This window comes from Luteibacter flocculans, from assembly GCF_023612255.1.
In the GTDB taxonomy this organism is placed as follows: Bacteria; Pseudomonadota; Gammaproteobacteria; order Xanthomonadales; family Rhodanobacteraceae; genus Luteibacter; species Luteibacter flocculans.
The window spans coordinates 1,835,393-1,849,594 of sequence record NZ_CP063231.1; the positions used below are offsets into that span (position 1 = coordinate 1,835,393).

The 14,202-nt window shown below is 65.9% G+C and carries 15 protein-coding genes; 9 read left to right on the top strand and 6 right to left on the bottom strand.

Translation table 11 applies throughout. The annotated features are described in order from the left end of the window. Positions 1–10 precede the first annotated feature (10 nt). On the top strand, positions 11–1,066 hold the full coding sequence (locus IM816_RS07790; RefSeq protein ID WP_250340439.1) for an aminopeptidase: 1,056 nt from the start codon (positions 11–13) through the stop codon (positions 1,064–1,066). A gap of 54 nt (positions 1,067–1,120) precedes the next feature. Here the strand turns inward: IM816_RS07790 and IM816_RS07795 are convergent, their stop codons facing one another. After that, positions 1,121–1,960, bottom strand: a complete 840-nt coding sequence (locus tag IM816_RS07795) for a c-type cytochrome (protein WP_250340440.1) — start codon at positions 1,958–1,960, stop codon at positions 1,121–1,123. Between the two features lie 113 nt (positions 1,961–2,073). Between IM816_RS07795 and IM816_RS07800 the strand changes: the two genes are divergently transcribed. Both IM816_RS07800 and pncB read left to right on the top strand, forming a co-directional pair. After that, a complete protein-coding gene (locus tag IM816_RS07800; protein ID WP_250340441.1) occupies positions 2,074–2,457 on the top strand; it encodes a thioredoxin family protein in 384 nt (127 codons plus the stop codon). Next, positions 2,454–3,635: a nicotinate phosphoribosyltransferase gene (gene pncB / locus IM816_RS07805; protein ID WP_250340442.1), complete on the top strand. Its 1,182-nt coding sequence runs from the start codon at positions 2,454–2,456 to the stop codon at positions 3,633–3,635. The genes IM816_RS07800 and pncB overlap by 4 nt, the downstream gene beginning before the upstream one ends. 16 nt (positions 3,636–3,651) lie before the next feature. Here pncB and IM816_RS07810 read toward each other — a convergent pair whose 3' ends face one another. From IM816_RS07810 to IM816_RS07820, 3 genes are all read right to left on the bottom strand, one after another. Further along, complete coding sequence (locus IM816_RS07810; RefSeq protein WP_072322179.1) at positions 3,652–4,464, bottom strand: MetQ/NlpA family ABC transporter substrate-binding protein; 813 nt, start codon at positions 4,462–4,464, stop codon at positions 3,652–3,654. 76 nt (positions 4,465–4,540) lie between these two features. Continuing rightward, positions 4,541–5,215 (bottom strand): methionine ABC transporter permease, encoded by a 675-nt coding sequence (locus IM816_RS07815; RefSeq protein ID WP_072320760.1) that lies wholly within the window; start codon positions 5,213–5,215, stop codon positions 4,541–4,543. After that, a complete protein-coding gene (locus IM816_RS07820) occupies positions 5,212–6,216 on the bottom strand; it encodes a methionine ABC transporter ATP-binding protein (protein ID WP_250340443.1) in 1,005 nt (334 codons plus the stop codon). The genes IM816_RS07815 and IM816_RS07820 overlap by 4 nt, the downstream gene beginning before the upstream one ends. A 117-nt stretch (positions 6,217–6,333) precedes the next feature. On the opposite strand from IM816_RS07820, the gene IM816_RS07825 reads away from it, so the two are divergent. Then, a complete protein-coding gene (locus tag IM816_RS07825; RefSeq protein ID WP_250340444.1) occupies positions 6,334–6,816 on the top strand; it encodes a glutathione peroxidase in 483 nt (160 codons plus the stop codon). A gap of 7 nt (positions 6,817–6,823) precedes the next feature. Here IM816_RS07825 and IM816_RS07830 read toward each other — a convergent pair whose 3' ends face one another. Beyond that, positions 6,824–7,609: an enoyl-CoA hydratase-related protein gene (locus IM816_RS07830; RefSeq protein WP_250340445.1), complete on the bottom strand. Its 786-nt coding sequence runs from the start codon at positions 7,607–7,609 to the stop codon at positions 6,824–6,826. A gap of 454 nt (positions 7,610–8,063) precedes the next feature. Here IM816_RS07830 and IM816_RS07835 point away from each other — a divergent pair, with 454 nt between their 5' ends. The 3 genes from IM816_RS07835 to IM816_RS07845 are packed head-to-tail and all read left to right on the top strand — an operon-like array spanning position 8,064 to position 10,446. After that, positions 8,064–8,309: a FeoA family protein gene (locus IM816_RS07835; RefSeq protein ID WP_072320764.1), complete on the top strand. Its 246-nt coding sequence runs from the start codon at positions 8,064–8,066 to the stop codon at positions 8,307–8,309. Next, positions 8,306–10,153 carry a ferrous iron transport protein B gene (gene feoB, locus IM816_RS07840; protein ID WP_250340446.1) on the top strand — a complete coding sequence of 616 codons (1,848 nt, stop codon included), beginning with the start codon at positions 8,306–8,308 and terminating at the stop codon, positions 10,151–10,153. Before IM816_RS07835 ends, feoB begins: the two co-directional genes overlap by 4 nt. Further along, positions 10,150–10,446 (top strand): DUF6587 family protein, encoded by a 297-nt coding sequence (locus IM816_RS07845; RefSeq protein ID WP_250340447.1) that lies wholly within the window; start codon positions 10,150–10,152, stop codon positions 10,444–10,446. The genes feoB and IM816_RS07845 overlap by 4 nt, the downstream gene beginning before the upstream one ends. Here the strand turns inward: IM816_RS07845 and IM816_RS07850 are convergent. Beyond that, positions 10,443–11,924, bottom strand: coding sequence for a phospholipase D-like domain-containing protein (locus tag IM816_RS07850; protein ID WP_250340448.1), 1,482 nt, complete (start codon positions 11,922–11,924; stop codon positions 10,443–10,445). The two genes, IM816_RS07845 and IM816_RS07850, sit on opposite strands and share 4 nt — an antisense overlap. Positions 11,925–12,034: 110 nt before the next feature. On the opposite strand from IM816_RS07850, the gene ispG reads away from it, so the two are divergent. Then, entirely contained in the window at positions 12,035–13,294 is a 1,260-nt protein-coding gene (gene ispG / locus IM816_RS07855) for a flavodoxin-dependent (E)-4-hydroxy-3-methylbut-2-enyl-diphosphate synthase (RefSeq protein ID WP_250340449.1), read from the top strand. A 67-nt stretch (positions 13,295–13,361) separates the two neighbouring features. Next, positions 13,362–14,192, top strand: a complete 831-nt coding sequence (locus IM816_RS07860; protein ID WP_250340450.1) for an aldo/keto reductase — start codon at positions 13,362–13,364, stop codon at positions 14,190–14,192. Positions 14,193–14,202: the final 10 nt, after the last annotated feature.

Below are 14,202 nucleotides of genomic sequence, written 5' to 3' on the forward strand. Positions count from 1 at the left end.
CAATCGGCGAATGCGCCTCGCCTTCGCCGTCTGTCTCGTACTCATCGCCGGTTGCCGCTCGATCGGCTACTACGCCCATGTCACCCATGGTCAGGTCGCTTTGCTTAGAGCGCGGCGACCCATCGACACGGTGCTGACCGATCCGGCCACACCGGAGCGGACCCGTCAACGGCTCGAACAGGCCCGCGAAGCGCGTCGTTTCGCTTCGCGGGCGCTCGATCTGCCGGACAACCGCAGCTACACCTATTACGTAGCCCTGGATCGGTCCTGGGTGGCGTGGAACGTGTTCGCCACGCCCGAGTTGTCGGTATCGCCGATCACCCACTGTTTTCCCATCGCGGGCTGCGTCGCCTATCGCGGGTATTTCCGCAAGGATCTCGCCGACCGGGAGGCGGCACGTGAGGCAATACTCGGTCGTGACGTCTCCATCGGCGAGGTGCCGGCGTATTCGACGCTGGGCTGGTTTGCCGATCCCATCCTGAGCAGCATGCTGCGCTGGGACGACGACGATCTCGCTGGCACGATCTTCCACGAACTGGCGCACCAGAAGATCTACGTGAAGGACGATACGTCGTTCAACGAATCGTTCGCGAGCTTCGTGGAACGCGAGGGCCTGCGCGAGTGGCGGCAATCGCGCCATCAGCCGCCGCCCGACGAGCGGAGCGACGCACTGGAGCGCTCCTTCACGCAGCAGGTGCTAGCCCTGCGCGAACAGCTGACGGCGATCTATGCGACCAGCCAACCGGATGACGCCAAGCGCGTCGCCAAGGCAGAAGCATTCGAGGATTTCCGTGGACGTTATCTGGCCTGGCGCGACAGCGATGCCGCTGGCGACCATCGCTACGACCGCTGGATGGCGCGGCCGCTGAACAACGCGACCCTGCTGCCATTCGGGCTGTACGACACGTGGGTGCCGTCGTTCGCAGCGATCTTTGACGAGTCGGGTCGCTCATGGCCTGCGTTTTTCGCGCGGGTGAAGACCCTTTCCCGGCTTTCGCCAGCGGAGCGGACGCGCGAGCTGACGCGTCTCGGACCACCCGCCACGTCGGCTAACACGACGCCATAGCGATGCTCGCCATGCCTTGGCGTGTGACGGCGCATGTCTGCGCCGCGAGTACATTCAGGGCTTGGGTGGGGTTGCAGGAGCCGGTGCCGCCTTCCGTCCCGCCATGTGCGTCAGGTACGCGATAAGGTCGTCGAGATCCGCATCCGACAGCGTAGCGCGGTCGAAGCCGGGCATTTTCGCCAGCGGCCAATGGCGCAGATCCTGGGGATTGCGGATGAGCGTGCGGAGCATGTCCGTGCGCAGATATTCGGTCGGGCTGTGCGGGATGTTGAGATCCGGCCCCAGCTTCGCGTCACCCTGACCATTGAGGGTGTGGCAGGTGATGCAGTTGCGCTGGAATACCGCGAAGCCGCGCCGTGCCGGCGCATTGGCCGGCAGGTCGGGCGCAGGCCGCATGGCAGGAAAGCGCGCGGCGGGGTCGGCGCGCACCTGGATGGACGCCACCTGGTACGGCCATTGTTCCGGGCCGACATGGCCGTCGGCAGGACGCTGCCACACGACATAGAACGGCCCGGCAGTCGGTTTGCCTTTGGCCAGCGGCGGCCAGGGCTTGCCTGGCGGCTCGATTGCCAGCCAGGCTTCCGCGCCGTGGCCCTCGAAGACCAGCGAGGCCGGTATCTCCGCCGAGAAACCATCCAGAGCGACGAACTGCAGGTGCGCGTCCGGCGCTACGCCCGTCAACAGTGCCTTCAACGGGACGGCGCGATAGCGCATGGCCCGATGGTAGGCCACGTCGTCCGGTATGAGGATGTCCTGCGCGTCGGCGCGGCCGAGCAGTGCCTCCGTGGTCAGGGTGCGCGGCCCGCCGCCCGTGTCGAGGGTGAGCGTGGCAGCCGGAGCGATGCGGGCAAGGGCGAAGAGAACGATGCCGAGGAGAGGGGGAAGGGAGCGCACAGGATGTCCTTGGGCTTCGAGGCTTGGCGCGGTGGCGGAATGTCGCGCTACCCTCGAATTATGGCGGCAACGCCCCCACCTCGTGCCTTCGACCCGATCACGGATTCGCTCCCATGGCCGATACCAGCGTGCCCGAGTTCTTCCAGCGCTTCCCGATGCAACGCATCGTGGACCAGGCGCTCGATGCCGATCTTGCGATGGACGACAACCGCATCGTCATCCTGTTCCTGTGGGGGCGCGATTGCCCGAATTGTGACATCGCGAAACGGCAGATGCTGCTCACGCCGGAACGCTTCGCCTGGCCGGAAGTGCGCTGGCTGCACGACAACGTCTACGACGATCCCACCATGGCGACGCGCTTCGGCCTGCATGGCATTCCTGCGTTTTTTCTGTTCCACCGCGGCAGGAAGCTTGGTCGCATCACCTCATGGCCGGGTACCGAACCCTTCGTCGACGCTGTGGCTCGCCAGATCGCCGCCACCGGCGCCAGCGCATGATCATCCGCTCGCTGCTCGATACCGACCTGTACAAGTTCACGATGATGCAGGTCGTGCTGCATCAGTATCCCGCCGCACAGGTGGAATACCGCTTCCGCTGCCGCACGCCTGGCATCGATCTCGTGCCGCTCATCGATTCGATCCGCGACGAGCTGGCCGCGTTGTGTAGCCTCCGTTTCACCGAGGAGGAACTGGCGTATCTGGGTAGCCTGCGTTTCATCCACAGCGATTTCGTGGATTTTCTCGGCCTGTTCCAGCTCAACGCGAAGTACGTGAGCATCGAGCCCTCAGCGACGGCGCCCGGCGAGATCGAGATCGTGATCTCCGGGCCGTGGCTGCACACGATCATGTTCGAGGTGCCACTGCTCGCGATCGTCAACGAGCTGTATTTCCGCGCCAACCATCCCGGCGCGTCGCTCGACGAGGGCAGGGCGCGGCTGCGCGCGAAGATCGCGATGCTTCGCGACACGCCCGGGTACGAACAGGTACGCATCGCCGACTACGGCACGCGTCGCCGCTTCTCCCAGGCATGGCATGGCGAAGTGCTGTCGGTATTGAAAGACGAGCTAGGGCCCCAACTGGCGGGCACCAGCAACGTGTGGTTTGCCATGCGCAACGGTCTCGTGCCTATCGGCAGCATGGCGCATGAATACCTGCAGGCCTTCCAGTCGCTGGGGCCGCGCCTGCGCGATTCGCAGACCGCCGCTTTGGAAGCGTGGGCGCGCGAATACCGTGGCGATCTCGGCATCGCCTTGTCGGATGTCTACGGCCTGGATGCGTTCCTGCGCGATTTCGACATGTATTTCTGCAAGCTGTTCGACGGTGCGCGCCACGACTCCGGCGATCCGATCCGCTGGGGCGACCGTGTGCTCGCGCACTACGAGAACAACCGCGTCGATCCGCGCACGAAGACGCTGGTGTTCAGCGACAGTCTCGACATCCCGCGCGTAATGGAGCTCTACCGACACTTCGCCGGACGCTGCCTGCTTTCGTTCGGCGTGGGAACCAACCTCACCAACGACGTGGGGCCGCAAGCGTTGAACATCGTCATCAAGATGACCCGCTGCAACGGCCAGCCCGTGGCGAAGCTGTCCGACTCGCCAGGCAAGAGCATGGGCGTCGAAGACCCCGACTACATGGCCTACCTGCGGCGGGTGTTCGAACTGCCGCCGCCGTGATGCGCTCGCGAGAGGATCAGAACGCGGGCAGTACCGCGCCGCCGTAGGTCTTCTCGATGAACGCCTTCACCTCCGGCGAGGTCAGCGCGGCCGCGAGTTTCTGCACGCGCGGGTCGTCCTTGTTGTCGGGGCGCGCGACGAGGAAGTTCACGTACGGTGAATCCTTGTCTTCTATCAGCAGGGCATCCTTCACCGGATTGAGCTTGGCGGCCAGCGCGTAGTTGGTGTTGATGAGGGCGAGATCGACCTCACCGAGCACGCGCGGCAACATGGCGGCTTCGAGTTCGCGGAACTTGAGCTTCTTCGGATTCGCCACGACGTCCTTCAACGTGGCGAGGCGATCGTCGGGATGCTTGAGCGTGATGAGGCCGTGCCGGGCCAGAAGCAGCAGGGCGCGACTGTTGTTGCTCGGATCGTTCGGGATCACCACGTCGGCGCCATCGGGAAGCTGATCGATGGACGTGTACTTGCGCGAGTAGGCACCGAACGGTTCGATGTGCACGCCGACGACCTTCACCAGATTGGTGCCGCGCTCGCGGTTGAAGGCGTCGAGGTAGGGCTCGGTCTGGAAGAAGTTGACGTCCAGTTGTTTCTGCGCGACCTGCATGTTCGGCTGCACATAGTCCGTGAACACGCGGATCTCAAGATCGACGCCTTGCTTCGCCAGCAATGGCTTGATCTCCTTGAGGATTTCCGCATGAGGCACCGGCGTAGCGGCGACGGTCAGCTTGGCGCTGGCAGCACCGCCGTCCTTGTCGCCACCACCGTTCGAACAGCCCGCCACGAGCATGGCGAGGGCGGCGGCGAAGGGAAGCAGGTACTTCTTCATGGTGGCGTCCATCGCTGTGTTGCGGTGCGACAGCATAGACGTCCATACCGCCCGATGCAAAGACGGGCGCGCGGAATCAGCGACGGCTGTAGCGCGTCACCAGACGGTCGCCAATGGACTGCAACACCTGCACCAGTACTACCAGCAGGGCGACGGTCACCAGCATGTAATCGGGTTTGTATCCGTTGTAACCATATTGATAGGCGAGGGCGCCGAGACCGCCTGCGCCCACGATGCCGCCCATGGCCGTGTAGCCGACTAGGGCGACTGCCGTGACGGTGGTGCTCGCGATAAGGCCGGCGCGCGCCTCGGGGAGCAGCACGCGCGTGACGATCTGCGCTGTGGTGGCACCCATGGCCTGGCTTGCTTCGATGACACCGCGATCGACCTCGCGCAACGCCGTCTCGACGAGACGGGCAAAGAACGGTGCGGCGCCGATCACCAGCGGCACGATGGCGCCACGGATGCCGATGCTGACGCCTGTGATCGCCTGCGTCAGCGGAATCAGCAGAATCATGAGGATGATAAACGGAATGGAGCGGAGCACGTTAACCACCAGTGACAACGCTGCGTAGAGCTTCGGTCGCGCATGCAGTTGACCGCGCGCGGTAAGGAACAGCCACACGCCGAGCGGAAGGCCGAGCACGAGGGTAAAGAGCAGCGAACCGCCGAGCATCAGCAGCGTGTCGACGCATGCCTGCGCGATTTCCGCCCAGTCGATGTTGGGAAACAAATTCTGCATGGGACTCATCGGTTCACTTCCTCGATGTCGACGCCGGCTGCGCGGATCTGCGCCAATGCGTCGTCCAGGCGTTCGCCGTGCATGGCGAGGGTCAGCTGTCCGTAGGGCTCGTCCTTGATGCGATCCACGCGGCCCGACAGCAGGTTGTATTCGACGCCCGTGTCGCGGACCACGCGCGACAGCAGCGGCGAATACGTGGCGTCACCGCGGAACGACAGGCGGAACAACCGCCCTGAGACGCCGGGGAATTCCGGGCCGCGGCCTTCGCGATGGTCGGCTTCGGCCACGAAGCGACGCGTCGTCGGATGGTGCGGATGCAGGAAGACGTCGGCGACCGAGCCCATCTCCACGACATGTCCGGCATCGAGCACGGCCACGCGATCGCAGACACGGCGGATCACGTCCATCTCGTGCGTGATGAGCACGATGGTGAGGCCGAGGCGACGGTTGATGTCGGCCAGCAGTTCCAGCACCGAAGCCGTGGTCTGCGGATCGAGCGCGCTGGTGGCTTCGTCGCAGAGCAGGATGGACGGCCGCGTGGCGAGCGCACGCGCGATACCGACGCGCTGCTTCTGGCCGCCCGAAAGCTGCGCGGGATATTTATCCGCATGCGCCGACAAGCCGACCAGGCCCAGCAACTCGGCGACGCGTTCGGCCACGGCAGACTCGGCCATACCGCCTTGCAGACGCAGCGGGAAAGCCACGTTGTCGGCGACGCTGCGCGACGACAGCAGGTTGAAGTGCTGGAAGATCATGCCGATGCCGGCGCGCAGACGGCGCAGCTCGGCGCCTTGCGCATCGGTCACGTCACGTCCGTCGACGAACACGCGGCCCGCGGTCGGGCGTTCGAGGAGATTGATGAGCCGCAGCAGCGTGGATTTGCCTGCACCGGAATGACCGATGATGCCGAACACCTCGCCCGCCTCGATCGTGAGATCGACCGGATGCAGCGCGGGAACGGTAGACCCGTTCACGCGATAGGACTTGGAGGCGGCGGAGAAACGAATCACGGGCAGAGGCTCTTGGCCGGAAAGACGGCCATGGTAGCCGAACCCGGCGGTGCCCGGCGCCTCGTTTCCCGGCGTCGCGGCGTAGACTGTGCGACACCCTTCAGCAGGAATCCGCTCATGTCCAGCATCTACGATTTTTCAGCGCGCGATATCGACGGCAAGGAGCGCTCGCTCGCCGAGTTTCGTGGCAAGGCGTTGCTGGTGGTGAATGTGGCCTCCAAGTGCGGATTCACGCCGCAGTACAAGGGGCTGGAAGAGCTCTACCGCACGTGGCACGACCGCGGCTTCGAGGTGCTGGGCTTTCCCTGCGACCAGTTCGGTCACCAGGAGCCTGGCGACGAGGACGAGATTCGCCGGTTCTGCTCGTTGACCTACGAGGTGAGCTTCCCGATGTTCGCCAAGGTCGACGTCAACGGCGAGCATGCGCATCCGCTGTATCGCTGGCTCAAGGCAGAGAAGAAAGGCTTGCTCGGCACCGAGGCGATCAAGTGGAACTTCACCAAGTTCCTCGTCGATCGCGAAGGTCAGGTCGTGGATCGCTACGCGCCCACCGACACGCCGGAAAAGATCGGCAAGGATCTCCCGGCGGTCCTGGGCTGACGCAGATTCAAGGCAACCAGGATGGTCGCGACTTCGCCAGGAAGGCGGAGAGGCCGTCCTGGCCCTCCGGCGAGACGCGCAGGCGGGCGATGAGCGCGGCGTTGGTCGCATCCGTGTGCTCCATGGTCTCCGGCGCCATGCCGCCCGTGGAGAGTGCGAGGCGCTTCGCTTCGCGCTGAGCCACCGGGCCGCCCTTGGCGAGCAGATCCAGTACGCGGTCCACGGCGTCGTCGAGGGCATCGGTCGCCACGGTCTCGTGCACGAGGCCCATGCCAAGCGCGGCGGCGGCGTCGAAGACCTCGCCAGTGAGGAACAGGCGGCGCGCCTGACGCAGGCCCACCGCCGCCACGACGTAGGGCGAGATCACCGCCGGCACCAGGCCCAGTTTCACTTCCGACAGCGCAAACTTCGCTCCTTCGGCCGCGATGGCGATGTCGCAGCAGGCTACCAGGCCCACGCCACCGCCGAACGCTGCGCCGTTGACGCGGGCGATGGTGGGCTTCGACAGAAACTGCAGGGTGCGCATCAGCGCCGCGAGGCGCAGCGAGTCCTCGATGTTCTCGGCTTCGCTGGCGTGCGCCATGCCGCGCATCCAGCGCATGTCGGCGCCCGCGGAAAAGCTCGCGCCCGCGCCGGTAAGCACTACGGCCCGTACGCTTTCATCGGCATCCACCGCCACGAGTGCCGCGGTGAGGTCGGCGATCAAGCCGTCGTCGAAGGCGTTGTGAACCTCCGGACGGTTCATGACCAGATGGACGACGGCATCCCGGCGGATCGTTTCGACAGCGGACATGGCGGCACTCCTGTTTTCAGCCCGCCATCATAAGGGGGCGGTACCGGCGGTGGGAGCCGGCTTTGGGACGGTACCTGCGGTGGACCCAGCCTTAGGGACGGTACCCGCGGTGGACCCAGCCTTGGGGACGGTGCCCGCGGTGGACCCAGCCTTGGGGACGGTACCCGCGGTGGGAGCCAGCCTGCTGGCGATGGGTGCTTGCGGCGAGCACCCATCGCCAGCAGGCCAGCTCCCACCAGAGCACAACTGGCTCCCACCAGAGCACAACCGGTGTTGGGGGCGTTGTGGGAGACGCTACAGCGGCGAGGGAGTTGCGTCACGGCTTCATCGCTCTGTTGGCTTCTCGCCGCCATGGCGGCTCCCACAGTTGCTTCGTCCGGTCGCCCCACGGGATTGGATGCAGCCCTCCCTGTAAAGGCATATAATGCGAACAGTTCTTATTTGAGTATCCGCTGTGCGCCTCTCAGACGCGCCGAAAGGTGCCAACGCCGTGGTCCAGTCCGTTACCGATGCCCATCCTTCCGATCCGATCGCCCAGCGACTGCGCGATCTGGGTTTCGTTGCGGGTGAGCCGGTGCGCCTGGTGGCTCGCGGCCCGCTCGGGGGCGATCCGCTGCTGATCCAGATCGGTTCCACACGTTTCGCACTGCGCAAGGCGGAGGCGGCGCGCGTCGACGTATCCGTAGGAGACGCCGCATGAGCGCCACAGCGATGCGCATCGCCCTGGTGGGCAACCCGAACTGCGGCAAGACGGCGCTATTCAACCAGCTCACCGGCGGGCGGCAGAAGGTCGCCAATTACGCGGGTGTCACGGTCGAGCGCAAGGAAGGCCGCTTCGTGGCCCCCTCCGGACGCACGCTGCATGTGCTCGATCTGCCGGGCGCGTACAGCTTCGAAGCGACGAGTCCCGACGAAGCGATCACCCGCGACGTCTGCTATGGCCGTTACCCGGGCGAAGCCGCACCGGACCTCATCGTCTGCGTGGCGGATGCGACGAATCTCCGTCTGCACCTGCGTTTCGTGCTCGAAGTGCGCCGCCTGGGTCGCCCGGTGGTGCTTGCGCTCAACATGATGGATGCCGCGCGCCGTCGTGGCATCGTCATCGACGTCGACGCTTTGTCGCGCCGTCTCGGCGTGCCGGTGGTCGAGACAATCGCGGTCAAGCGCGGCGGCGCGCAGGCGCTGATCGAACGCATCGACGCCAGTGTGCCCAAGGTCACGCCCGCGCCAATCGACGAGGCCACCGTCGAACAACTGCATGCCGAGGTGCGTTCGATCCTGGCCGACACGGTGACGCTGCCGCGCGACACGGTTGCGCTCGACGACGCCATCGATCGCTGGGTGCTGCATCCCGTCTTCGGCCTGGCGATTCTCGCTACGCTGATGTTCCTCGTCTTCCAGGCGGTGTTCTCCTGGGCCCAGCCCGTGATGGACGCCATCCAGGCAGGCATTGCCGCACTGGGCACCACGGTCACCGGGTTCCTTCCGGAAGGCAGCGCCTTGCACAGTCTGCTCAACGACGGCCTGTTCGCGGGCCTGGGCGCGGTGCTCGTGTTCCTGCCGCAGATTCTCATCCTGTTCCTCTTCATCCTCGTGCTCGAGGAGTCGGGTTATCTGCCGCGCGCCGCCTTCCTGCTCGATCGCATGATGTTCCGCGTGGGCCTGACGGGCAGGGCGTTCATTCCGCTGCTGTCGAGCTTCGCCTGCGCCATTCCCGGCATCATGGCCACGCGCAGCATCCAGGACCCGCGCGACCGTCTCACCACGATCCTGGTCGCGCCGCTGATGACCTGTTCGGCGCGCCTGCCGGTCTATACCTTGCTGATCGCCGCATTCATTCCCAGTCGCACCGTGGCTGGCGTGTTCAACCTGCAGGGCATCGTGCTGTTCACGCTGTACTTCGCGGGCATTTTCAGTGCGCTGGGCGTGGCGTTCGTCATCAAACGGCTGCGCAAGGACAAGAGCGAGCACGCGCTCATCATGGAGCTGCCGTCGTATCGTCTGCCCAACGTGCGCGACATCGCGCTCGGGCTGTGGGAACGCGCCGTGATCTTCCTGAAGCGCGTGGGCGGCATCATCCTCGCGCTCACCGTGCTGCTGTGGTTCCTTTCCAGTTTTCCTGGGCCGCCGGAAGGCGCGACGCAGCCCGCCATCGACTACAGCATCGCCGGACGCCTCGGTCGGCTGCTGGAGTACGTGTTCGCGCCGATCGGCTTCAACTGGCAGATCTGCATCGCGCTCGTGCCGGGTCTGGCCGCGCGCGAAGTCGCCGTCGCGGCGCTCGGAACGGTGTATGCCATGTCCGGCAGCGACGATGCGCTGGCATCGCAGCTGGGTCCGGTGATCTCGCATCAGTGGTCGCTGGCTACGGCGCTGTCGTTGCTCGCCTGGTACGTGTTCGCGCCGCAGTGCATGTCCACGCTGGCGGTGATCCGCCGCGAAACGAACTCCTGGCGTAACGTGGCCGTCGCGGCCGGGTATCTCTTCGGCCTGGCGTACCTCGCCTCGCTGGCCACTTATCAGATCGCGAGGGCGCTGACATGACCACGTTCGAGTGGGTCCAGGGCGTGGTCATCGGCGTGGTCGTTGCGGCGAGCGCCTGGATGGCCTTCCGCAAGCTGCTGCCGAAGACCTCGACGCGTGTGCTGGCGCATGTGTCCGCCAGTCTCAATCGCGACGGACGCGCGCCGTCGCTGCGTTCCCTCGGTCGACGTCTGCAACCGGCTGCGGCGACGGGAAGCTGCGGCGATGGCTGCGGTTCGTGCAACAGCTGCGGCCCTGCCGTCGCGCCGACGGAAGCTCAGCCGCTGCAGTTCAAGCCACGCCGGCCGTCCTAGCGCGGCGCATCCTGCGTCGTTGGCGCCTCGGCAGCACGCTGCCGACGCCGTCGGCGGAGGGTCCACCAACTCACCGACAGGTTCACGGCGAACCAGGCGCCGATCAACGCCAGCGGCCAGGCAATCGCTGCCGGCCAGAGCACGCCGATCACGGTGAGCACCACCGCCGTTACCGCGCCAGCGAGCAACGGCCCCGTCTCGGTATCGCCAAGCACACGGTGCTGCGTGATCGCGGCACCCACGGTGTTGGCGATGCGCAACGAGGCGGCGGCTGCGCGGCTGGAACTGCCGCCCGCGCGGTGTGGCCGGGGCGGTCTCGGCGAGCGGTAGCGCATGCGCTCATTGCGCGAGCGCCGACGCCGGCCACCGAGAAGAATTTCCGTCGCGTTTTCCAGATCCTTTTCGTACTGAGCGGCCAACTGCCCGGCGAAACCGGCATCCTCGATCGCCACGTCGATCTCGCGGTTGCCGAGCCAACTGGCGATGTTGAGGTTGGACGAACCCACGCGTGCCCAGCGGCCGTCCGCCACGGCGGTCTTCGCATGAAGCATCGATCCGTTCCACTCGAACACACGAATGCCCGCCTGCAGCAGCGGCCGGTAACCGGAGCGCGACATGCTCGCCACCATCGGGATGTCGCTACTGCCGGGTACCAGCAGGCGCACGTCCACGCCATCCCGCGCGGCCGCGGACAAGGCCTGCACGTACGGCGCCACACCGACGAAATAGGCATCGGTCAGCCACAGCGTCTGCCGGGCCATCGCGGCCACCATCTGGTCGAGCCGGTACATGCCTGCGGTACTCGGCTGCGTCGCGATCACGCGCAGCGAGACGTCGCCGGGCATCGGCATGTCCGGAAGTGCCGCCAGCCGTTCGTCGTTCGGCAGCGGCTCGCCCGCCTGCGCCCAGCTATCCGCGAAGGCGTGTTCGATCTCTGCCACGGCCGGCCCACGCAGCGCCACGCCCGTATCACGCCAGGGCGGCACGTCGCGGTCGGGATCGCCCAACCATTTCTCGCTGATGCATACACCCGAGAGAAACCCCACCGTGCCGTCCACCACCAACACCTTGCGGTGGTCGCGGCTCACCCAGCCGAACGAGCTGCCCAGCCGCGGCGGGTTGTAGATGCGGACCTGCCCACCCGCCTCGCGCAGCGGGTTCCAGAACGAGGCACGCGACTGCCCGAGACAGCCGCCCCAGTCCGCGATGACCGCCACGAACACGCCCGCATGCGCCCGTTCGACCAGCGCGTCACGGAACGCGCGACCCACCGCGTCGTCGCGAATGATGTAGTTCTCGAGAAACACGTGGCGACGCGCCCCAGAGATGGCGGCGAGCCAGGCGTCGAAGTGCGCGCGCGCGTCGATCAGCAACTCCACGGCATTGCCGCCGATCAGCGGCGCGCCGGCGCTGCGGCTCAGCGCCTGTTCGGCGAACAGGCGGCTGGTGAACCCGGTACTTTGCTGGAAGACGTTCATGCCGGAAGTGTATCGGGATACGGGGTCGCCGCCTTGTGCAGGCGGGCGGTCCGGGCGGCCGTCACGCGCGTGCGGCGGTCCGTCATGCCGATGCGCTAAAATCGCGGCCTATGACCGAAGACCTCTCCAGCCGCCCGCGTCCCGCGGAAGCCGGCGCACGCCGCCCCAGCGTGGGTGTCACGATCGACCGCGTTCAGGTCGGTGGTGGTGCGCCCATCGTCGTCCAGTCGATGACCAACACCGATACGGAAGACCCCGTCTCCACCGCGAAGCAGGTGGCCGAATTGGCCCGTGCCGGTTCGGAAATGGTCCGGATTACCGTGAATACGCCGGCCGCCGCCGCCGCGGTGCCGCGCATTCGCGATCGCCTGGAGATGATGGGCGTTTCGGTGCCGCTGATCGGCGATTTCCACTACAACGGCCATCAGCTGCTGGAAGGCGAGCCGGCCTGCGCCGAAGCGCTGGCCAAGTACCGGATCAACCCCGGCAACGTGGGCTTCGGCAAGAAGAAGGACGCCCAGTTCGCGTCGATCATCGAGATGGCGATCCGCTACGACAAGCCGGTTCGCATCGGCGCCAATTGGGGCTCGCTCGACCAGTCCATGGTCGCCCTGCTGATGGATGAGAACGCCGGTCGTGCGGTGCCGTGGGATGCCGGCCACGTGGCCCGTGAGGCGCTGATCCGTTCCGCGCTCGACTCCGCGGCACGGGCGGAGGATCTCGGCCTGCCACGTGAGCGGATCATCCTGTCCTGCAAGGTCTCGGGCGTTCAGGAACTCATCGCGGTCTACCGCGATCTGGCGCGTCGTGGTGACTACGCTTTGCACCTCGGTCTGACCGAAGCGGGCATGGGCTCCAAGGGCATCACCGCATCGGCGGCTGCGCTGGCCGTGCTGCTGCAGGAAGGCATCGGCGACACCATCCGCATCTCGCTCACGCCGGAACCTGGCCAGTCGCGAACCGCGGAGGTCATCGTCGCGCAGGAACTCCTGCAGACCATGGGCCTGCGTGCCTTCACGCCATTGGTCACGGCATGCCCCGGGTGCGGACGCACCACCAGCGAGTTTTTCCAGGAGCTCGCGAAGACCGTCCAGGGCCATGTGCGCGAACAGATGCCCGTGTGGCGCGTGAAGTACGACGGCGTAGAGAATCTCACGCTCGCCGTCATGGGTTGCGTCGTGAATGGCCCGGGTGAGTCGCGCCACGCCAACATCGGCATTTCGCTGCCCGGCAATGGCGAAGCCCCGTCCGCACCCGTGTTCATCGACGGCGAGAAGGCGATGACCCTGCGCGGCGACCGCATTGCCGAGGAGTTCGTGGCGATCCTCGACGAGTACGTAGAAACCCACTACGCGGCGCGCGGCGACTGAACCATCACGCCATGCATGCGGGACTATCGGTCATCATGATGGGTGGTCCTAGCAATGGAGATCATGCATGACAGGCAACGTTCCGCTTCTCACGCTCAATGATGGCAACAAGGCGCCGCAGCTCGGCTTCGGCGTCTTCCAGATTCCCGATGGCGAGACCGCCGATGCGGTCGCAGCCGCGCTGGCCGCGGGCTATCGCTCCATCGACACGGCATCGATCTACGGCAACGAGCGCGGCGTGCGCGACGGTATGCAGCGCTCCGGCGTGGCGCGTGGCGACATCTTCCTTACGACCAAGCTGTGGAACGCACACCAAGGCTTCGACGAGACGCTGCGCGCGTTCGATGAAAGCATGCAGCGGCTCGGCACCGACTATCTCGACATGTACCTCATCCATTGGCCGACGCCCAAGCGCGATCGCTACATGGATACGTGGAAGGCCTTTGTCCGGTTGCAGAAGGAAGGCCGTATCCGCTCGATCGGCGTGTCGAATTTCCAGCCGGATCACCTCCAACGCCTGATCGACGAAAGCGGCGTGGTGCCGGTGGTGAATCAGATCGAGCTGCATCCGTATTTCGCCCAGCGCGAACTCGTGAAAGCACATGCCCGCTGGGGTATCGTCACCGAGGCATGGAGTCCGCTCGGTCAGGGCGGTGACCTGCTGAAGGACGCCGTGCTGGAGCGCATCGCCAAGCGTCTCGGCAAGAGCACGGCGCAGGTGGTGTTGCGCTGGCATGTGCAGTGGGGGCACATGGTCATCCCCAAATCGGCGACCCCGGCACGTATCGCCGCCAACATCGACGTGTTCGATTTCGAACTCACGGCCGACGACATGAAGGCGATCGACGAGTTGGATGCGGGCAAGCGCATGGGCCCCGACCCCGACCAGTTCAACTGAGCGCAGACGC